Origin of the sequence: Actinomyces graevenitzii C83, assembly GCF_000239695.1 — a bacterium.
Taxonomy (GTDB): domain Bacteria; phylum Actinomycetota; class Actinomycetes; order Actinomycetales; family Actinomycetaceae; genus Actinomyces; species Actinomyces graevenitzii.
In genome coordinates, this window is the sequence record NZ_JH470338.1 from 1,307,521 (window position 1) to 1,328,116 (window position 20,596).

18 protein-coding genes are annotated in these 20,596 nt (G+C 55.5%); 1 reads left to right on the forward strand and 17 read right to left on the reverse strand.

Annotation, left to right across the window (positions count from 1 at the left end):
- Window positions 1-190 precede the first annotated feature (190 nt).
- The 6 genes from HMPREF0045_RS05595 to efeU all read right to left on the reverse strand — a co-directional run bounded on the left by HMPREF0045_RS05595 (window position 191) and on the right by efeU (window position 8,561).
- Entirely contained in the window at window positions 191-1,096 is a 906-nt protein-coding gene (locus HMPREF0045_RS05595) for a phosphoribosylaminoimidazolesuccinocarboxamide synthase (RefSeq protein ID WP_005986322.1), read from the reverse strand.
- A 2-nt stretch (window positions 1,097-1,098) separates the two neighbouring features.
- On the reverse strand, window positions 1,099-2,364 hold the full coding sequence (gene purD / locus HMPREF0045_RS05600; protein WP_005986323.1) for a phosphoribosylamine--glycine ligase: 1,266 nt from the start codon (window positions 2,362-2,364) through the stop codon (window positions 1,099-1,101).
- 208 nt (window positions 2,365-2,572) lie between these two features.
- The gene (locus HMPREF0045_RS05605; protein ID WP_005986325.1) at window positions 2,573-4,417 is read right to left on the reverse strand and encodes a phosphoenolpyruvate carboxykinase (GTP); all 1,845 of its coding nucleotides are present in this window, start codon (window positions 4,415-4,417) and stop codon (window positions 2,573-2,575) included.
- A 223-nt stretch (window positions 4,418-4,640) separates the two neighbouring features.
- A complete protein-coding gene (gene efeB / locus HMPREF0045_RS05610; protein ID WP_005986326.1) occupies window positions 4,641-6,077 on the reverse strand; it encodes an iron uptake transporter deferrochelatase/peroxidase subunit in 1,437 nt (478 codons plus the stop codon).
- Window positions 6,078-6,256: 179 nt separating this feature from the next.
- Entirely contained in the window at window positions 6,257-7,573 is a 1,317-nt protein-coding gene (gene efeO, locus HMPREF0045_RS05615) for an iron uptake system protein EfeO (RefSeq protein ID WP_005986328.1), read from the reverse strand.
- A 112-nt stretch (window positions 7,574-7,685) separates the two neighbouring features.
- Window positions 7,686-8,561 carry an iron uptake transporter permease EfeU gene (gene efeU / locus HMPREF0045_RS05620; protein ID WP_005986330.1) on the reverse strand — a complete coding sequence of 292 codons (876 nt, stop codon included), beginning with the start codon at window positions 8,559-8,561 and terminating at the stop codon, window positions 7,686-7,688.
- 294 nt (window positions 8,562-8,855) lie between these two features.
- Here efeU and HMPREF0045_RS09660 point away from each other — a divergent pair, with 294 nt between their 5' ends.
- Window positions 8,856-9,746: an LppM family (lipo)protein gene (locus HMPREF0045_RS09660; RefSeq protein WP_155813104.1), complete on the forward strand. Its 891-nt coding sequence runs from the start codon at window positions 8,856-8,858 to the stop codon at window positions 9,744-9,746.
- A 172-nt stretch (window positions 9,747-9,918) separates the two neighbouring features.
- On the opposite strand, the gene HMPREF0045_RS05630 is transcribed toward HMPREF0045_RS09660, so the two are convergent.
- The 11 genes from HMPREF0045_RS05630 to HMPREF0045_RS10715 all read right to left on the reverse strand — a co-directional run bounded on the left by HMPREF0045_RS05630 (window position 9,919) and on the right by HMPREF0045_RS10715 (window position 20,380).
- Window positions 9,919-10,647 carry a hypothetical protein gene (locus HMPREF0045_RS05630; RefSeq protein ID WP_005986334.1) on the reverse strand — a complete coding sequence of 243 codons (729 nt, stop codon included), beginning with the start codon at window positions 10,645-10,647 and terminating at the stop codon, window positions 9,919-9,921.
- A gap of 182 nt (window positions 10,648-10,829) precedes the next feature.
- Entirely contained in the window at window positions 10,830-11,843 is a 1,014-nt protein-coding gene (locus tag HMPREF0045_RS09665; protein WP_005986336.1) for a hypothetical protein, read from the reverse strand.
- 69 nt (window positions 11,844-11,912) lie between these two features.
- The gene (locus HMPREF0045_RS05640) at window positions 11,913-12,233 is read right to left on the reverse strand and encodes a hypothetical protein (RefSeq protein ID WP_155813105.1); all 321 of its coding nucleotides are present in this window, start codon (window positions 12,231-12,233) and stop codon (window positions 11,913-11,915) included.
- 94 nt (window positions 12,234-12,327) lie between these two features.
- Entirely contained in the window at window positions 12,328-13,221 is an 894-nt protein-coding gene (locus HMPREF0045_RS05645) for a hypothetical protein (protein WP_005986339.1), read from the reverse strand.
- Between the two features lie 143 nt (window positions 13,222-13,364).
- A complete protein-coding gene (locus HMPREF0045_RS05650; protein ID WP_005986341.1) occupies window positions 13,365-14,378 on the reverse strand; it encodes a hypothetical protein in 1,014 nt (337 codons plus the stop codon).
- Window positions 14,379-14,514: 136 nt separating this feature from the next.
- Entirely contained in the window at window positions 14,515-15,405 is an 891-nt protein-coding gene (locus HMPREF0045_RS05655) for a hypothetical protein (RefSeq protein ID WP_005986343.1), read from the reverse strand.
- Between the two features lie 19 nt (window positions 15,406-15,424).
- Entirely contained in the window at window positions 15,425-16,303 is an 879-nt protein-coding gene (locus HMPREF0045_RS05660) for a hypothetical protein (protein WP_005986345.1), read from the reverse strand.
- A gap of 75 nt (window positions 16,304-16,378) precedes the next feature.
- Window positions 16,379-16,987, reverse strand: coding sequence for a hypothetical protein (locus HMPREF0045_RS05665; protein WP_155813107.1), 609 nt, complete (start codon window positions 16,985-16,987; stop codon window positions 16,379-16,381).
- 375 nt (window positions 16,988-17,362) lie between these two features.
- Window positions 17,363-18,352, reverse strand: a complete 990-nt coding sequence (locus HMPREF0045_RS05670; RefSeq protein WP_005986349.1) for a flagellar basal body-associated FliL family protein — start codon at window positions 18,350-18,352, stop codon at window positions 17,363-17,365.
- Between the two features lie 274 nt (window positions 18,353-18,626).
- Window positions 18,627-19,406: a hypothetical protein gene (locus HMPREF0045_RS05675; RefSeq protein WP_005986351.1), complete on the reverse strand. Its 780-nt coding sequence runs from the start codon at window positions 19,404-19,406 to the stop codon at window positions 18,627-18,629.
- 113 nt (window positions 19,407-19,519) lie between these two features.
- Window positions 19,520-20,380 carry a hypothetical protein gene (locus HMPREF0045_RS10715; protein ID WP_005986353.1) on the reverse strand — a complete coding sequence of 287 codons (861 nt, stop codon included), beginning with the start codon at window positions 20,378-20,380 and terminating at the stop codon, window positions 19,520-19,522.
- Window positions 20,381-20,596 lie beyond the last annotated feature (216 nt).

A 20,596-nucleotide genomic window follows, 5' to 3' on the forward strand; every position in this document is an offset into this window, starting at 1 on the left:
CCTAAAAACACTTTTGGGTGGGACGCTTAAAGCATCCCACCCAAATCTGTATCTAGCCGCTACAGCCACGGCGCATCAGACAGCAACCAGGGCCCCAGCACAGCCAAGCACGCACTTAGCAGCGCGGCAAGCGGCAACCATGACTGTGGCGCGGCAAGCAACGCTGGGCCTACGGGGGCGGCAGTGGTTGTTACAGGGCCAGGGGCTTGCCGGTCAGGCGCTCATAGGCCTCCAGGTAGCGCTCGCGGGTGCGCTCAACTACCTGCTCAGGCAAGGCCGGGGGCTGCTGGCCACTGTTGCGATCCCAGCCGCTTTCCTTAGCTAGCCAGTCACGCACAAACTGCTTGTCATAAGAAGGCGTCACCTGACCCTCAACCCACTGGTCAGCCGGCCAGAAACGGGAAGAATCAGGGGTCAGCACCTCGTCACCCAAAACCAGTTCACCCTGGCTACCGCGCCCAAATTCAAACTTGGTGTCAGCCAAGATAATGCCACGCTGCTTAGCGATATCAGCGGCACGCGTGTACAGCTCCAAGGTGGCCTGGCGCAGCGCCTGGGCCGGTTCTAGGCCAACCATTTGCGCCACCCGTTCAAAGGAAACATTCTCGTCGTGATCGCCCAGCTCAGCCTTGGCGGCAGGGGTGAAAATCGGCTCCGGCAGCGGCGAGGCCTCCACCAAACCAGGCGGCAAAGCCACCCCACACACCTGCTGGCCGGCGCGGTATTCAACCAGTCCAGAGCCGGTTAGGTAGCCGCGAGCTACGCACTCAACCGGATACATGTCCAGGCGGCGGCAAATCATGGCGCGCCCAGCCACCTGCGCGGGCACATCCAGCGACAGCAGGTGGTTAGGTACTACCTGCTCCAGCTGCTCAAACCACCACACGCTCAGGGCAGTTAGCACCTTGCCCTTGTCGGGAATCTGCGAGCTAAGCACATAGTCATAGGCGCTGATGCGGTCACTGGCCACCACCAGCAGCACATCCTCACCCTCCCAGGGCCCCTCGGGGGCAGGCACGTAAACGTCACGGACCTTGCCGGAAACCAGGTGCTTCCAGCCATCTAGGACCGGTGCGGCAGGTAGTTCAATTCCCATTTTTAACGCTCCACATAGGCGGGGGCGGCGATATCACTGCGGTGATAGGCGCCGTCGAACTTAATCTTGCTTACCGCCGCGTAAGCCTTAGCGCGCGCTGCGGCCACATCTTCACCCAAAGCCACCACCGACAGCACCCGGCCACCGGCGGTAACTAGCTCGTTGTCGTCATTACGGGCAGTTCCCGCGTGCAGCACATGCACGTCAGGGTCAGCTTCAGCCTGCTCAATACCGGTGATTACATCCCCAGTGGTGGGGGTGGAGGGGTAGCCGGCAGCGGAAATAACCACGTCAACCGCAGCCTTATCACTCCAGCGAGGCTCAGCCACCTGATCAAGGTGCCCCACCGCAGCCGCATGCAACAGCTGGGGCAGCGAAGAGTCTAGACGCGCCAGCACAGCCTGAGTCTCAGGGTCACCAAAACGCACGTTAAACTCCACCACGCGCATACCCTTGCTGGTTAGCGCCAGGCCACAGTAAAGCAGGCCAATAAAAGGCGTGCCTCGGCGAGCCATCTCGTCAACCACCGGCTGCGCCACCTGCTCTATCACCTGCTGACCCAGGTCATCCGGGGCCCAAGGCAGCGGCGTGTACGAACCCATACCACCCGTGTTCGGGCCGGCGTCGCCGTCACCAATACGCTTAAAGTCCTGAGCGGGGCTCAGTGCGCGCACAGTGCGCCCGTCACAAACACAGAAAACCGAGGCCTCGGGGCCGTCTAGGTAATCCTCAACCACCACGGCGCCGCCCTCGCGCTCTAGGCAAGCCAGGCCGTGCTTAAGCGCCGCGTCACGGTCAGAAGTAACCACAACCCCCTTACCGGCAGCTAGCCCGTCTTCCTTGACCACATAGGGGGCACCAAACTCATCCAAAGCCTGCTCTAGCTGGTCAGGGCTGGTGACAATGCGGGCACTGGCGGTAGGCACATGGGCGGAGGCCATAACTTCCTTAGCGAAAGCCTTAGAACCCTCCAGGCGAGCAGCCGCCTTACTGGGCCCAAACACCGCAATATCTGCCTGACGCAAAGCATCGGCCACGCCTGCTACCAGTGGCGCCTCCGGGCCCACCACCACCAGGTCAGCCCCCATTTCACGGGCCAAGGTGACTACTTCGTCAGGGCTGTTGGGGTCAATGAACAAGTTAGTAGCGATCTGCGCAGTACCGGGGTTACCCGGCGCTACAACAAGTTCAGTGGTTTCAGGGTCACGGGATAAGGCACGGGCCAGCGCATGTTCACGTGCACCAGAGCCCAGAAGCAGGATTTTCACGTACCCACTTTAGCCGCTCACCGTCCCTAATTAAACCGCTAACGGTCCCAAATACCCGTTAGTAGTTAATTAACGATAGTTAAATAAAAGTTTCCCCCCGCCCAGTGGGCGGGGGGAACTATCTATGGTTAGCGGCCAGCTAACTGGTAAGCAGCTGCTGTGTTAGCGCTTGGCTAGCTGGTTACTTGCTAGTTGTTACTAGCAGCGCTCACTTGGCGGCGGCGATGCGCTCACGGAACTTGGCCAGCTGAGCGGTGATCTCGGCGGGAACCTTGTCACCGAACTGAGCCAGGTACTCCTCGGTGGAGTCCATCTCAGCGGCCCAAGCCTCGGGGTCGATAGCGAAGAGCTTGTTCCAAGCAGCCTCGTCTACCTCGTCCAGGCCCTCAAGGTTGAAGTCCTCGAACTTGGGGTAGCGGCCGGTGACGCCGTCGATGGCCTCTACCTGGCCAGCGGCGCGACGCACGATCCAGTCCAGAACACGGCTGTTCTCGCCGTATCCAGGCCACAGGAAGTTGCCGTCCTCGTCCTTACGGAACCAGTTGACCTGGTAAACCTTGGGGAACTTGTCGCCAACCTTGTCCTGCATCTCCAGCCAGTGGCCCCAGTAGTCGGCCATGTTGTAACCGCAGAAGGGCAGCATAGCGAAGGGGTCGTGGCGCAGGGAGCCGGCCTTAACGTCGGTGGCGGCAGCGGTGACCTCAGAGGCCACGGAAGCACCGATGAACACGCCGTGAGCGGGTTCGTACTGCTCGGCTACCAGCGGCACGTTGGTGGCGCGGCGGCCACCGAAGAGGATGGCGTCGATGGCTACACCCTCGGGGGCTTCCCAGTCACCACAGATGATCGGGCACTGAGCAGCCGGGGTGGTGAAGCGAGAGTTGGGGTGAGCGGCCTTCTTACCCTCGGCAGCGTCAGCCGGGGTGTAGTCATTGCCGTGCCAGTCGATCAGGTGCTCGGGCAGTGGAGCGTCAATGCCCTCCCACCAAACGTCGCCGTCGTCGGTCAAAGCAACGTTGGTGAAGATGGTGTTGGCCTTCATGGTGTCCATGGCCATCGGGTTGGTCTTGTAGCTGGTGCCGGGGGCGACGCCGAAGAAGCCAGCCTCGGGGTTGATGGCGCGCAGGCTGCCGTCCTCACCAGGACGCATCCAGGCGATGTCGTCACCAATGGTCTCAACCTTGTAGCCCGGGATGGTGGGCTGGAGCATGGCCAGGTTGGTCTTACCGCAGGCGCTGGGGAAGGCGGCAGTTACGTGGTACTGCTTGCCGCTGGCCTCATCGGTCAGACGCAGAATCAGCATGTGCTCGGCCATCCAGCCGTCGCGGCGGGCCATGGTGGAGGCGATACGCAGGGCGTAGCACTTCTTGCCCAGCAGGGCGTTGCCGCCGTAACCGGAACCGTAGGACCAAATCTCGTTGGTCTCGGGGAAGTGGGTGATGTACTTTTCCTCGTTGCAAGGCCAGGTGGTGTCTTCCTGACCGGGAGCCAGCGGGGCACCTACAGAGTGCACGGCGGGAACCCAGGGGCGGCCTTCGTTGATCAGGTCCATGGCCTTGGTGCCAATGCGGGCCATGATGCGCATGTTGACTACCACGTAGGGGGAGTCGGTGATCTCAATACCCAGCTGGGAGATGGGGCCGCCGAGGGGACCCATGGAGAAGGGGATCACGTACATGGTGCGGCCGGCGTAGGTGCCGTCAAACTTCTCGTTGAGGATCTTCTTCATCTCAACCGGGTCGTACCAGTGGTTGGTCGGGCCGGCGTCTTCTTCCTTCTCAGAGCAGATGAAGGTGCGCGACTCCACGCGGGCGACGTCGCTGGGCAGCGAACGGGCCAGGAAGGAGTTAGGGCGCTTCTCGGGGTTTAGGCGAGTGAACATGCCGGACTCAACCATTTCGCTGGTCAGACGGTCCCACTCTTCCTGGCTACCATCGCAGAAGTAAACCTTCTCAGGCTTACCTAGTTCAGCGATACGGGTAGCAAAAGCAATGACGTCTTCGGGAGCGTTGGCCGGAGCAGCGGCGCGAACGTCCTGCGCGGTGACAGTCATATGATTCCCTTCCTTGGGGGTGCTTATTTATCTTTGGCTTGCGCCTGTTAACTTGCTTATTCTCTCTCAATAGCCCCGGTCACTTCTTCCCAAAAGTCCTATGGTTCATGTCACATACATAGAAAAGGCGCAGATAAACCGCGAGATTTACCTGCGCCTGAACTACTCAAAAGCCAACAAAAAGCTTCTAAGCTGCTAGGAAACACGCCCTAGCTGGGTGGGTTTAGCTAAATAAGGCTTGCCCCACCATAGTGTCTGACTGACCGATCCCGGCAGGAATCGCAAACAGGGCGCGTGCCTGGTGCTGCAAATATTCACTCAGGGCGTCCTTTTGAGTCATCTTGTCCAAGATCGGGTAGAAGTTTGTGCGCGGGTCACGCACGAAGGCAATGAAGAACAGACCTGCACTCAAACGCCCTAGTGCGTCTGAACCTTCGGTGTAGTTGTAGCCGCGACGCAGCATCCAGCGCCCCTTATTTTGCTCGGGGTTAACGATGGCGATGTGCGAGTCTTCGGGCACCTCCAGCTCGCCCTCCTTGTTCTTAGCCTTGAAGTCGATCGGCTTGAACTCGTCTTTGCCGCTGGTAGGAGCCGTAACGTTAAGCGGGGCACCGTAACGCTTGTCGCGCCCAAAGGTTTGTTCCTGCTCGATTAGACGCAGGTTGTCCCACATCTCAGCGAACATGTGGATTTTGCGCACCACAAAGTAGGTGCCGCCCGTCATCCAGTCTGCGCCGCTGTCATCTCCCTTTTGCACCCACAGGTGCTCGTTTAGCTTGGCGTCTCCGTCTTCAGACTTAATGTTGTTGGTGCCGTCCTTGAAGCCAAACAGGTTACGCGGGGTTTCCTGGGCTACCGAGGTGGAGGAGGTGCGTCCATAACCGGTCTGGCTCCAGCGCATTTTGGCCGTGCCCATGGCAATACGGTTTAGGTTGCGAATGGCGTGCACACACACCTGGGAGTCGTTCGAGCAGGCCTGCACCAGCAGGTCACCGTCTGAATCAGCAGCGCGGATGTTTTCGTTAGCGAATTTGGGCATGCCCTCAGACAGGATCTTGGGCATCTTTTTGGCAATGCCGAAGCGGTCTTTGCCGTCGCTGTCTACAAACAGCGAGCGCCCGAACCCGAAGGTGATGGTTAGCCCGTTGGGCTTGTAACCCCAGGCTTCACCGCTGTCGCGCGGCACGGCCTGCTTGTTTTCGCTGGGTTCGCCGCCTACTAGTTCGCCGGCGGTCATTTGCTGTGCGGCTACGGTCCAGTCGCTTAGCAGCTGTTTGAGCTCTTCGGGGTCTGTGGTGGTGACATCGAAGGCGGCGCAGAACATGTTGTCTTGGGCGGGGGTGAGGATGCCGGCCTGGTGCTTGCCACGGAAGGGATAGGTGTCCAGGATTTTATCTGCGGGGGCATCTTCTCCCCCGGCTGCGTAGCCACCGGCGGCGCCGGCTAGGGCTCCGGCGGCTAGGCCGGCTCCGGCAAAACCGAAGGCGGCGCGGCGTGAGACGTGGTGGGCGGCTTTGTTCTCGTCTGCTCCGCTGTCAGTGGCGACGACGGCGTCGCCGGTGGTTTCGTTAGCCGTTTCAGCCGCGTTTTGGGTTGCGTCTGCGGCGGCTTCAGCGGGAGTGTTGGCGCTTTCGGCAGCGCCTGTAGCCTTGTTGCTCATTAGGTTCTCCTTGGCTAAATACAAATTTCCCAGTCACTATTATGGGTGTAAATAGCCCGCAGATCAGCCCTTAGGGACTAAATCTGCGGGCTATTTAGTCACATTTGCCTTACCTTAATCTGCTCAGCCTAAGCAAAGTGTTAGCTAAACAGGGTGGGCGCGGTGGTTAGCAGCGTTTATCAGTGCAGCACGATGCCGCTGATCTCGCTTAGCTGCTTGGCCAGGGCGGCAACCTCGCTGGAGAACTGCTGCTGAGCCTTGGTGTAGGAGTTCTTGGCGGGAGCCTCACCGGCGTCCTTCTGAACGGAGGCGATGGTGTCGTAGCCGACGTACTTGGTGGCACCGTCGGTGGTCTTACCGTCAGCGTGGGAGTCGATCAGCTTGTGTACAGCCTTGAACTTGGCCTTGATCTTCTTGTCCAGCTCAGGGTTGGACTTGGCCACGATTTCAGAGACGTTGCCGTAGGCTACCTCGGCGCCTTCAATGTTGGCCTTGAAGTCGTAGAGGTCAGTGTGGGAGAAGGTGTCTTCTTCACCAACAATCTTGGTGTCGGCCACCTCGTTGACTAGGTCAACGGAGCCGGTTACTACGTCGTTGATGGTCAGTGAAAACTTCTTGCCGTCCACACCGGTGATCTTGCCGTAAACCAGGTCGTAGAGTTTCTGGGTGTTTTCTTCCAGGTTGGTAGCGGCTGCCTTGCGGTCAGCGTCGCTGGCGAACTTGAACTGGCTGGCCCCCCACAGGTCGGCCTCGATGCGGTGCCAACCGGTCCAGCTCTTGAGCACCTCGGGGTCGGTGACAGACTTGCCGGCGTCGGCAGACAGGTTCTGGATACGCACGTCGAGTGCGCCGTCGAGGTCACCGGCTTCCTTGATACCAAACTTCTCAGCGGTCGGCTCGATGCGCTCGTAGTGCTGGCGCGCTAGCGGGAACAGTTCCTTAGCCTTGGCGGTGTCACCAGAGGTGTAGGCGGCGGTGAAGGCCTTGGTGGCGGTTAGTAGCTGACCGACCTGGTCCTTAACGTAGGAGGTGTAGTTGGCTACGGCCTGCTCTTCAAGCTTCTTGACGTCGCCGCCGACGGCCACTTCCTTACCCTTGGTGACCTTGAGCTGGGTAGCTCCCACCAGGGCACCCACCATGTTGGGCTTGCAGGCGCTGTAGTAGGTGCCTTCCTTGAGGGCGGTGGTTAGCTCGGTGGAGGTGCCCGGGCCGATGTTCTCCTTTTCGGAGACGATCTGTAGCTTGTTTTCGGTCAAAACCTCAAACTCGTTGGGGACAGTACCCTCGTTGGAGATCTTGAAGGTCACCTGGCCCGCGGGGAAGGACTTGGAGGAAACCTCGCAGCCCTTGTCGGTGATTTTGACGTTGATGGTGTTGGAGCCGGCTGCGTTAGTGCCGCCACTGCCACCCTGGTTGTTTGCAGTGCAGCCGCCCAGGACAGACAGGGCGACTACCGGCAGCGCCACCAGCGCGGCACGTACTCGACGTGTAATCATCTATTTTTCCTTGTCGGATGGGTTTTGGGTTGGGAAGGAAGGGGTAGTTGCTGTGGTCGCCAAGCTTCCTTCCCGACGCCGTCGACCACAAGTCTTTTAGGCTGCGGCTACCTCACTCGGCCTTGCTTTCCACCTTGGGGGCTTTACCCGACTTGGCGTGCGCCACCCGGGCGAAGAAGTACAAGGTGGGCCAGAAGTAGATGTTCCAGCCGATTACCTGCAGCCAGGTGGGGGTGGGGTTGACCTGGAACAAAGCCACACTGACCTCGTAAAGCCAACGCAACGGGTTAACCGAAGATTGGGGCACCCAGTTGGATACGTCCCAGGCGTGGTGAGCCCAGCCCGGCAGCAGCGAGGCTTCCTGAAGGTCACCAAAGCCGTAGGAGATAATGCCGGCGGCCACCACAATCAGGAAGTAGCCGGTCACCGTGAAGAACATGGAGAGGTTAATGCGCACTCCCCCGCGATAGATCAGGTAGCCCAGCACAATGGCCACCACCAGGCCACCGACCACCCCGGCGGCGATAGCTGGCGTGGATTTTTCTACAGCTGAGCGCACGGTCGCCCAAATGAATAGGGCGGTTTCGATACCTTCACGGCCTACCGCGAAGATAGCGATCCAGATAATGCCCCAGCCTCGCCCGTCTTTTTCTAGCGAGGCCGATAGGCTGTCGCGCAGGCCTTGGCTCATTTGGCGCGAGTTTTTGCCCATCCAGAAAATCATCCAGGTAACCATGGCCACGGCCACCAGCGATAGTGAACCACCAATGATTTCTTGGGCCTGGAAGGTTAGGGTTTGTGGACCCCAGGTCAAGATGGCGCCAATGGCTAGCGGCACCAGCGCAGCGGCCAACACCCCTAAAGTCAGCTTGCCAAACAGGTCTCGACGACCAATTTTGGCCAGGTAGGCGGCAATCACGCCTACCACCAGGGCGGCCTCTAGACCCTCACGCAGGGCGATAATAAAGTTCGCAAAGAATAGGGACATGCTCTTACTTTTATTAGGCTAGACTCACTTCCGAAAGGTCAGCCTAACCTTTATCTGCCCTGTACTCAAGCAGTTTTAGCTAAGTTGAGACGCTCAATTGCCGTAACATGACTCACCCTTAAGTCCCAGACGCGGCGTCAGAATATTTACGCAGCTACACGCCCCATTTTTAGCCACACCACGTCATAAAACCGGCACCGACGGCGTCGAGAAAATAACTGCTTTATTCAAAGCCGCAACCGTTCTACCCTCGACACTAAAACTACCAACGCTTAAACATGCGAAAATAGCTTTATGCGAGCATCAGCCAACCGAAGGCGTTTTGCGGCACTAACCTGCCTAGCCCTAGTCCCTACCCTTGGCGCCTGCCAGGCCCATATGGATCTAACCGTGCATGAAGAGGGCACCTACGACGCCGTCATCCGCATGGTGGATAACACGTCCTCGCAGATCACCAGCACTTCACAGTGCAAGCAGCTGGCTAGTTCCCTGCGCAGCTCGATTGCCACTAATAAGGGCAGTGAAATTAAGGTCAAGTCCATCAAGGGCGACGAGGGTATTGGCTGCGAATTCACCTTTAAATCCATTCCGGTAGCCACCGCCGCCACTAAGCCGATCCCCAATGCCAGCGCCGCTAGCACCGCCAATGCCTCAGCTAACGCGAACGCCTCGGCGAGCCCCACCGGCGCCACTAACGCACTAGTGTGGCGCCAGGGTAACAAGGTTTTTGTGCGTATTCCCGGGGTAAACACTGACGGAGACTCTGAGGCCGCCGGCGCTTCCCCTAGCGCCAGCACCTCAACTGGCGCAAACGGTTCCAGCAGCTCAAACGGTTCAAACGGCTCAGCTGGTTCGAGCGGCTCAGGTAGCTCTGGCGGCTCTAGCAAATCCGGCGGCAGCGATGATGTGGTTGAAAAATACAAGTCACTGATCGACACCAAACTGACAGTAACTTTCCCCGGCGCAGTTATTGACGCTGGCGGCGGCAAGGTGCAGGGGCACAAAGTCACTTGGAGCGGCCCGCAGATCCTGGCTACTGGGGTCAGCGCCTCAGGTTACGCGATTGGTAATGGCGGCATGCCCTGGTATTCGGCCTCACGCCCGTGGTCTTGGTTGATTGTCGGCTCGGTCTTTGCGCTGACGGCATTTGGTTTTTGGCGACGCCGCCGCGCCCACACCAGCTAACAGCAGCCAGAGTGACGCCGCCGACCCCAGTAGCGCCGTCGACCCCAGGCAGCTAAAACGGCGCCGTCGGCCCCAAAAAAACCAATAAAAAGCCCCGGTAACCTTGAACTGCGTCCCGAAACTTGGACGCGTTTAATGGTAACCGGGGCGATTTATTTAAGCGCTCGCAGGCTCAGCGGACCTGGGCGATCTTCTGCTTGCGCTTGGAGCTGACCACTACGGCCACAACCACAATCGCGATCACCAAAACCGCAGCCACGCCACCGATGATCAGACCGGTGGACAGGCCAGAGTCAGAGGACTTGTCAGCAGCGGCGGCCTTAGCAGTGGCGGTGGGCTCAGCCTTCTTCTCGGCGCTGACCTTACCGGTAATAGTGCTAGCAGTGGTGCCATCAGCGAAGGTTACGGTGTTACCGGAGATGGTGCCGCCCTTAGCGGAGGTTACGTCGCCGGGGTAGGTTACCTTCATGTCCATCTTGTAGGTACCAACAGCCTGCAGGCTGGATAAGGATCCAGTTAGCGTGGAAGCATCAAAGGTGAACTCGCCCTTTTCTTCCTTACCACCCAGGATCTTGACGGTGTCGCCCTTCACCACCAGGCGGCAGACCTTACCGCCATCAGTGCCATCAACAACCGTAGCATCGGTAGTGGTGCCCGCAGTGGCCGGAATAGCAGCCTTAATGTTGGGGCACACCTGGGTGATAATAGTGCCGTTATCGCCGTCAACAGCGACGTCAACCTGGTACACCGTGTTGGTCATGGACTCGATGTTGACGTTTGCGTGGATGGTGAAGGCCATAGCAGCCTGAGCCGGAGAAGCTACTAGCACGCCACCAACAGCCAGAGCTGCAGCTGCTCCTAGGGAAAGCGCCTTGGTACGAATACGCTTAAAAATAGACATTATCTACCTTTCTTTCTGCCCGGTTTGGGGATAAGCAGAATCCTCGGCAATTGTATGGGCTCAAACTTGATACTTGCTGGGACGTGTCCGACTTGTTACCTAAGTGGGTAACATATAAACCAAAACGACGATATAGCCCGGCTATATCGTCGCTTTAGTTTTAAACAGCTAACAAATGCGGCTTACTGCTGCGGGTAGCCACCCTGTCGGTAGCCCTGCTGAGGGTATTGACCCTGCTGAGGGTACTGACCTTGCTGAGGATACTGACCACCCTGCTGCGGGTAGCCCTGCTGAGGGTACTGACCACCCTGCTGGTAACCACCCTGGGGGTAGCCACCTTGCTGGGGGTAGCCCTGCTGCGGGGCGTAACCGAACTGGCCACCCATCGCGCTAGGCGGCTTCTTCTTGCCAGAGCGCACCGCGAAGAACGCGCCCACACCAACCAGCAGCACTACTACTACACCAATGATTACGTAGAGCACAGTGTTGTCATCTGAGCTGGAAGAGCTTGAGGAGCTCCCTGAATCCTTGGCGCTGCCGCCCCCATTATTCGAGGCACCACCTTTGTTGTCAGAAGAACCCCCGTTGTCAGAGGAGCCACTACCGGGGTTGCCTACTACCTTGTACTTCCCACCCAGCTTTAGCTTGGCGGTGTTGCCGCTAACTTCAGCACCTTCAGCGGAAACAATGCCGCCACCAAAGGTTAAACGATAGTCGATCGAGCTATCACCATAGCTAGTGAGACTGCTAAGCCCAGTTAGATCGCCTTCAACACGTACATTGCTACCATCGCGCTCAACATTGAAAGCAATACCGCTTACACCAGAGTCGGATGAGGTAGAGCTGATTACTGTCTCAAGCGGCGCAGTAACTTCGACGGCACAAACTTCTACACCCTCATACTGGGTAATTTCAGATTTGTTAACGGTGCCAAAACCAAGCGGGCTGGTACCGCCAGAGCTGTACCTATTGCACATAGTCTTGTGGTCAGCGCCTTGAACAGTGCTGTGTTCCTTCATAGAGATCGTTACAGTGTCCCCGGCGAATTTAAATTCGGTCCACACTTTCATAGTTTGAGCGTCATCAGCACGCGCTGGGACGGTAAAACTTACCAGCGAAAATGCCAGCACAAAAGCAGCCAATATGGCCCCTAGGCGCGCCACAAACGAGTGTGACTTCAAAGCAACAGCGTTCATGTTTATACCCTAGCCCTTTTTAGTAGGCCAGGCATCTTAAAGCCTTGGGGATTAAACCCCGGCGCCCAACTATTTCCTGATTTTGCGTGACCTAGCAGGCCGGTGTTTATGACCACAGGGCCCCACAATAAGCAGCACTACCCCAATGACTACCGTGAGCGCCGTCGCCCCCACAATCACATAAAGCACAGCGCTACCAACTGTCATCTCCGTGCCAGAGTCACCGGCACTAGTGACAACAGAACTGGTGGCGGAGCTAGCGTCAGTAGCCACGTAACTGGCAGCGCGGGCCGGCGAATTTACCAGCAGCAGCGCAAAAGCCAACAGCAGGGTGCCCAGCACAGCCCCTACTCGCTCTAACCCTACTTTCATAGCATTCATCCTGCTCACGGCCCTATCCTAGGAACATTTAACCGGGATTTACCTGGATTTTAGCTGGGGATAACTCCCCTACTGCGCAGTTCTTCGGCCCGGTGGTGGCGCACTATCTGCATTCTGGTGGCGCATTACCTGCATTTTCCGACGGCGAAGGCGCCTTCTGCGGCAAACCGGAATTGGCGTCTGCTGGCATAGCGTCAGGGCCGAGGTCTTCATTAGAAGTTACTGACTTAGCAAAACATGCCTTAACACACATAAAAATCGCTACCGCACCAACAATCAGTATCAACGCAAGCAATGTATTAAGCACCCGCATAAGATCAATCGACCATAACAGGCGATAGAATGACTGTAACTGGCGATAAAATCTTGGAGTCGAGGAAGTTAGGTCCCCTCTGGCCGGTATCTCGTTAGAGTCACTGGCCGGCACCTCGTTAGAGTCGTGGGAAGTCAAAGAAGCTACTACTTCAAAGTCTTCATTTTTGGCAACGAAAATGGAGGCATGCTTTTCCATCTCACCTCCAAAATAAGAAATAGTCTCTACATTTTGAAATCTAATAGTATATTCAATCTCGCCAGTGTAAGCAGGATCTGTTACACCTATTATTTTAACGATATTACCTTCAACAATAATCTCAGCACCGTATATGAGTGTGTGCGATAACTCCTCTTTAGAGATCGCGACAATATAAGCTGAGCAAACTTCTACACCATCATAATGCCCTATTTCAAGCTTATATACTCTCTGACCTAGGTCAGCCTCTAACCGCTTAACGTAATCAGAGCCTTTTGAGCACATGCTTTTGGTTAATTCATTAGAATTTATATGTGTTTTTATCTCAACATATGCCATACTATTATCAAAATTTATTTGCACCCAGGTGCGCATGCTATCTTCGCCATGCGCCGGCGCGGACACAGCAAACAGCGAACAAGTCAGCGCAAGTACTAACACCAAAACGCCGCATACACGAGTCGCCATTGATCGCGCGTTAGCCATACTGTCCACCCTTTAACCCTATAAACTCAAATAAATCAACTAGGGATAACTGCTCAAGTTTAGCTGTTAGGCACCAACTAACAGCTATTAAACAAAACCAGGGCCGGGTATAAAACCACGGCCCTGGTTGAAATGAATTCTAGCTAGCCGTTATAGCCGCCATATTGGCCTTGCTGAGGGTAGTTACCCTGCGGCGGATACTGTTGCTGGGGGTAGGAACCAGGCCCGTAAGACTGCGGCGCGTAAGCAAACTGCCCACCCATCCCACTAGGCGGCTTCTTCTTACCTGAACGCAGTGCCAGGAAAGCACCCAGACCCACAAGCGATACCACTGCAACGCCAATAATTACGTAAAGCAGAGTGTTGTCACTTGAGGACTTGGAGCTTTTTACAGCCAGCGGAGTGGGCGTAGCGGTAGCTGGAGCGCCGTTAGCGACAGTGTTTTCATTGTTGTCAGAACCAGGAGTAATAGAAGGGGTAGCAGTGGGAGTGGCGCCACCCTGGTTATTTCCCGAGGATCCGCCATTGTTGGAGCCGCCGTTGGAAGACCCGCCATTAGTAGAGCCACCATTTGAGCTGCCGCTACCCGGATTACCAACTACCTTGAACTTGCCGCCAAGCTTGAGCTTTGCAGTGTTACCACTGACTTCAGCACCCTCAGCAGAAACCACACCACCAGCAAAAGTGATCTTGTAATCAATAAACTGATCGCTAGTAGCATCAGAGAAGACAGATAAATCGCCTTCGTAGACAATGTTGGAGCCTTCGCGGTGAACCTTATCGTCTGCCCCAAAACCAATAGCCGTGCCATCAGAGCTAATGAATTGGTCAATCTTTACGGTTGCCTGCATTTCGCAAACTTCAACACCCTCATACTGGGTAATTCCAGACTTGAGGGCACCATCATAAGCACTGGAATTTCCGTATTTGTTGCACATGGTTTTCTGGTCATAGCCTTGCATTGTGCTGTGATACCTATAGGAGAAAGTTACGTTATCTCCACTAAAGCTATATTCCAACCACATTTTCATGTCTAGCTCGCCGTCAGCGCGTGCTGGCACAGTAAGACTTACCAGCGAAAAAGCCAGCATCAAAGCGACCACTACGGCCCCTATACGTGCCACAAACTCGCGTGATTTAAAAGCTACAACGTTCATGCCCCCTAGCCTAGCCAATTTTTAACCAGCTAAGCATTGGGGACAAGTCCCTAGGGCTACCTGACCATAGTCGCAACAGCCTCATGCCCCACCAATCTAGCTATTTGCCAAGCCCAGACAAGCTTATCGTCAATAGCTAGGGCTTCTTCCGGGACTGCAAGAATGACCACCCTAGTCCACCCAGCGCCAGCGCCCCTACCACCACAACAGCCCCATAAATAATGGTGTCGTTGCTGCCATCGGTAGAGCCGACGGCGCTGGTAGTGACAGCTGAACTGGTTGCGCCAGCCCCAGCTGCAGCTGCATTAGAAGTAGTCTCTTGCGGTTTAATCGCGTCACTAGCCGCAACGCTAGGAGAGCTAGTAGCAGCACCTAAAGAACTAGCGTCACTCGAAGCAGAGGGAAAAGAGCCCCCATTGTTAGAGGAGCCGCTGCCAGGGTTACCTACTACCTTGTACTTTTCACCCGGCTTTAGCTTGGCGGTGTTGCCGCTAACTTCAACGCCTTCAGCAGAAACAATGCCGCCAGCAAAGGTTAAACGAAAGTCCATCCAGTCATTACCATAGCTACTGACACCATAACGAGTAGTTTCGCCTTCGATACGTACATTGCTACCATCACGCTCAATATTGAAGTTCACATCACTTATGCCAAGGTCGGATGAGCTATAGTTGAGTACTGTCTCAAGCGGCGCAGTAACTTCGATGGCACAAACTTCTACACCCTCATACTGAGTAATTTCAGATTTAGCGGTGATATAACCGAGCTGGCTAGTGCCGTCAGTGCTGAACTCACTCTTACTGCAGAAGGTCTTGTGGTCAGCGCCTTGGACAGTACTGTGAACCTTCTCAGAGAGCGTTACAGTGTCCCCAGCGAATTTATATTCCACCCACACTTTCATGGTTTGAGCGTCGTCAGCACGTGCCGGGACGGTAAGACTTACTAACGAAAATGCCAGTACAAAAGCAGCCAAGATGGCCCCTAGTTGCGCCACAAGCGCGCGCATTTTTAAAACCGCAGTGTTCATAGCCCTGATACCTTTAGTTTCAGATTTTCTTCCTAGATTGCCAGACAGCAACCCCTAGTCCACCCAGCGCCAGCGCCCCTACCACCACAACAGCCCCATAAATAATGGTGTCGTTGCCGCCATCGGTAGAGCCGACGGCGCTGGTAGTGACAGCTGAACTGGTTGCGCTAGCCCCGGCTGCGGCCACGTTAGAGGGTGTGCTCTGCGGCTTAATAGCGTCACTAGCCGCAACGCTAGGAGAGCTAGTCGCCGCAGGAATGCCTGACTTAGAGGAATTTAAAGGACTAGCAGTGCCTGAACTAGAAGGCTTGGTACTAGCAGAAGCTTTAGTGCTGCCTACTACTTCAAATGTGGCATCATAGAGGCCATCATTGCCAAATACAGTTGCAGTATTGCCGACAATGTTAGCACTCGATGCTGCAGTGATCCCGCCATCAAAAGTGAAACTATAGGTGTTTGAATAGTTAACCGTGTCGTGTGGCGCGATACCTTTTACCTTGATGTTTTCACCTTCGCGCATCACACCGAAAAGTTCACTACGCGCGGTGCCGTTTAGCATTCCCTCAAGTGTTGCCCTGGATTCAACAACGCAAACTTGCGTGTCCTGATAGTGATCTAAATAGGCTCTGGTGATTGTCCACCCCCATACGGTAGTGCCTACGTTTTTTTGGGCCTCGGTACATATATCTGCAGTGGCAGCATTGCCACCTTCAGTTTCGACACGAGTTTTTGTGGTGGCAATTACCTCATCACCACTAAATCTTGTATTGGACCAACTGAGCGTAGACGCATGAGCCGGTGGAGCTACCACCAGTAGGGAAAATGCCAGCACAAAAGCAGCTAAAACCGCACCTACTCGCATCGTAAGCGCACGGGCATTTAAAACCTCAGCGTTCATGGATTAACTCTAACCAGTTTTAAGCGGTTCGCACTTGCAAAACTCCCAATAGTTAGAGCTAGCATCCAGATTCAGCTAAAAATTAGGGCCGTAACCAAACTGGGGGCCAACAGGTGGGCCGGGAGGCTTTTTCTTGCCAGAACGTAGCGCCAGCAACACTGCTAAGGCGATAATTAGCACCACTGCGGCAGCGATAAAAGCATAGAGCAGGGCGTTGTTACCTGAAGAGTTTGAGCTAAAGTCCCCAGCTAGATCATCAGCCTTATTATCGCCAGAAATAATATTTGCTGAACCATTAGGATCACCAACCACCTCGAAGGTGTCAGCACTTACCACAAAGGTGTTTCCCTCCACCTTGCCACCGGTAGAAGAGATAATCCCACCATCAAAGGTGATGCGGTATTCGATAGCTGAGTGCTCAGAGTACTCAGACCTGTCACTTTCAAGTTTTAGGTTTTTACCGTCACGCGTAACAGAAAAACCGTAGGTTTCATCGGTTGATGTCTCGATCATCGAGTTAACTGTTAAGTTGCCCTCGATAACGCAAACTTCCATGCCGTTGTATTGCTCTAGTTCAATCCTGGTGATTTCACCATTTGCCCCAGTGCTGGAACTGGTGGCGCTCTTGTAGCTAGCACACAGGCTTTTAGTAGTCGTATATTCGCTGGAAACATGAGTTTTCATGACGTAAGAAACCTTATCGCCACTAAATTTCATGTCCACCCAGCTCTGTGTGCTCTCAGCATGGGCAGGCGCAGCCAGGAGCAGCAAAGAGAACGCCAGCATAAAAACCGCCAAAGCAGCCCCAGCGCCAACTGTAAACACACGCTCCCCGGCCACAAGCGCAGGTGATCGCGCAGCGAAGCTGCGTGCCTGCGCCGCGAGCGCCCGTGCAGGCATGTTCAGCCCCTCCGCGAGCGCCCGCCTATGCGCGCCAAGTCCCGCAGCGAGCGCCCGCGTCTTAAAAGCATCTACGTCCATGCTTAACCCTAACCAGTTTTGGCTAGGCGGTCATATCCCCCGCGTGGAGGAGCATAAACGCACGCTTAGATGGCTTTGCTAGATCCCATAGCGGTCATATTTGCCAGGTTTTACACCTTTGCTTTGTTCTTGGCCGCTTGGGCTATAGGTGCCTACATTAGTTGGTTGGGCTGTTAGTTGTGCAGGCTGCGAGCGCTTTTTTGAGGGGATTGCCAGGAAGACCACTAGGCCAACTACGGCTGCAACTATTACGCCGATCAGCGCGTAAATCAGGGTGTTTCCCGATGATCCTGACTTAGCGTCAGAAGCTTGGTTCTTCGCGTTATCAGCGCCTGCAGCCTTATTTTGGTTGGGTGCAGCAGAGGGAGTTTGGCTAGTTTTTCCGCTGCCGGGGTTCCCCACTAACTCGTAGTCACCAGTGTTTATGGTTATGGTGTTGCCATCTACTTTGCCACCCTCGTGGGATACAATTCCGCCCGCGAAAGTGAAGCTATGTACGATATTTCCTTCATAAGTGACGGCAGAGGTGACTGACCCAGTTACGCGCACATTGTCGCCGTCGGCTTTAAGAACAAAACCGTAGTGGCCGTCTCCTTGCAGGGCCTTCTTAAGCGAGCCAACCCCTTCGACGGCGCAGACTTCTATGCCTTGGTACTGCTCAACTTCTGCCTTGGTTACTTCTGCACCCAGGTAATTGACTTGCTTTGCGTGAGTAGAGTCTTTAGTGCATATGCTTCTGGTAGATTCACCGTTTTGCTCAAGAGCATGGGTTTTTGCCGATACGTATATTTTGTCCCCATCTATTTTCACATGCGTCCATATGCGCATACTGTCATAGGCGTGGGCAGGGGTAGCCGACAGCAGCAGGGAAAACGCCAGCATAAAAACCGCCAAAACCGCCCCTGCACGAGCTGCAAACCCACCCGCCGCCAGCACACTATTGTGCGCCCCAGCACCCGCTGATAGCCCCGCCACGAGCGAGCGTTTAGGCATGTTAAGCCCCACCGCGAGTGCCCGCTCCCACACTTTCGCCGCGCGCGTGCGGACATTAGAAACAACCATGTTCATGGCTTAAACCTTAGTCATTTTCACCCTTTGGTAGCCACTAAATTCCCACCTGCAGTACGTTTTGCGTAAAACAGCCGACGACGTCGTCGCAGCTACTGCCTTTACGTTACGGGCTGTGCGTGCCCACTAAATTACGGGCTATACATACTGTTACATTGCGGGCCGCCGCGCTGCAGCTCCGCTAAAAACAGCCAGGTCCATTACCCGCCCAGATATAGACAGCCAGGGCCGGTTTCCCGACCCTGGCTGAGTAGAAGGATTATTTGGTGGCGTCTCAGGCGCCCTGACCGCCCTGAGCGTTAGGGTTGTAGGGCTGCTGAGCACCGGGCTGAGCGGCGTTGGGAGCTGCCTGGCCCTGAGGGTACTGACCTGGCTGAGCGGCGTAAGGAGAAGCGGACTGCTGAGGCTGGGTCTTCTTCTTGAAACGCATGCGGAGGAAGGCCCCTAGGCCGGTACCACAACCAATTAGCCCACCGATTAGTGCGTACATCAGGATTTTGGAAGTGCCACCGGGCTTACCGACAACCTCGAACTTAGTATCGGTGGTAACGAAGGTGTTACCTTCAACCTTACCGCCGCTGGAAGAAACGATGCCGTCATTGAAGGTGAAGCGGTACTCGATGTCACCGATAGAGGCGAAGCGGTTGCTAGAGGTGCTCTTGACGGTTAGTTTGTCGCCATCGCGTTTGATAGAGAAACCGAAAGCGGAGGAAGAGTCATTCTCATTTAGCTTACCCTCGGCCTCGATGACACAAACTTCTACGCCCTTGTACTGTTCCACCCCAGACTTGGTGACTTTACCGTCGGAGCTCTTGGTAGCCGAGTTTTTCATGCTATCGCAAATTGCCTTGGCGGAGCCATACTCGCTAGGCACGTGCATCTTCAGTGAGATAGCCAGGTTTTCACCACTGAATTTCATGCCAAGCCATACCTTGAAGCTGTCAGCGTGAGCCGGAGAAGTCACTCCTAGCAGCGAAAAAGCCAGCACAAAAGCAGCTAGTGCGGCACCTACGCGCGCAATCATTGCGCGGGGGTTAACGTTAATAGCGTTCATGGCTTAACCCTATTAGTTTTTATCTGTTCAGGCACAATCTGGTTGTTTTCTTTCAAAACAAAACCAGGGCCGGGGGTTAATCCGACCCTGGTCTTGAGAAGAAAAAGCGTTAGCTAGCCGTTGTAGCCCTGCTGGCCGTAAGGCTGAGCCTGCTGACCATAGCCCTGCGGTTGCTGGCCGTAGCCTTGAGGCTGCTGTCCGTAAGGCTGAGCTTGCTGTCCGTAACCGGGCTGGCCATAAGCCTGCTGGCCATAGCCCTGGGGCTGACCGTAACCCTGCTGGCCGTAAGGCTGACCGTAGCCACCGTACTGAGGCTGGGGCTGCTTCTTAGAACGCATCACGAAGAAGACGGCCACCCCAGCGCCGATCACAACTACCAGTCCGATCAGCACAAACATCAGCATGTTGGAGCCGCTGCCAGGCTTACCGGTTACCTCAAAGCTACTGCTATTGGCAATGAAGGTGTTTCCGTCAACCTTGCCGCCGCTAGAAGAAACCACCCCACCATCAAAGGTGATACGCACCTCCGTGCTGGCTGCCGAGGAGGTGAAGGAGCCGCCGCTGCCTTTAACCTTGATATTGTCACCATCACGGCTAACAGAGATGCCAAGTGATGAGCCTGATTTGTCTACTACCTCACTGAGGCTCCCACTGCTTTCAATGGTGCAAACCTCAACGCCCTCGTATTGCTCTACCTCAATCTTGTCGACTTTTTTGCCGATCTTCGTTGAGCTGGCTTCGCTCTTGCTCTTCTCACAGAGACTCTTGGTAGACATCCCATACTGCTCGGGAACGTGCATTTTAAGCGACAAAGTCACCTTGTCCCCACTGAATTTAAGCTCAGTCCAGGTCTTTACATCGTCAGCGTGAGCTGGGGAAACCATAGTCAGTAAAGAAAAAGCCAGCACAAAAGCGGCTAAAGCAGCGCCTACACGCGCCAAAACCGTGCGCGGGTTGAAAGTAACAGCGTTCATGGATCCAATCCTAATGCCATTGCCACGTCATTCGCCTCATTTTTAAGGGGATCAATCCCTAGCACCATCAGCACATCCTGACTGCCTTCACCTGTACAACACAAGGTAAGACCACACTGCAGTGCTCCCCCATACCTGCGCAGTGCTCCCCCATGCCTGCCGCGCAGCTTTGCTCGTGCAAGGGATGCACAGTAATTACAATAATGGCGCAGCCTA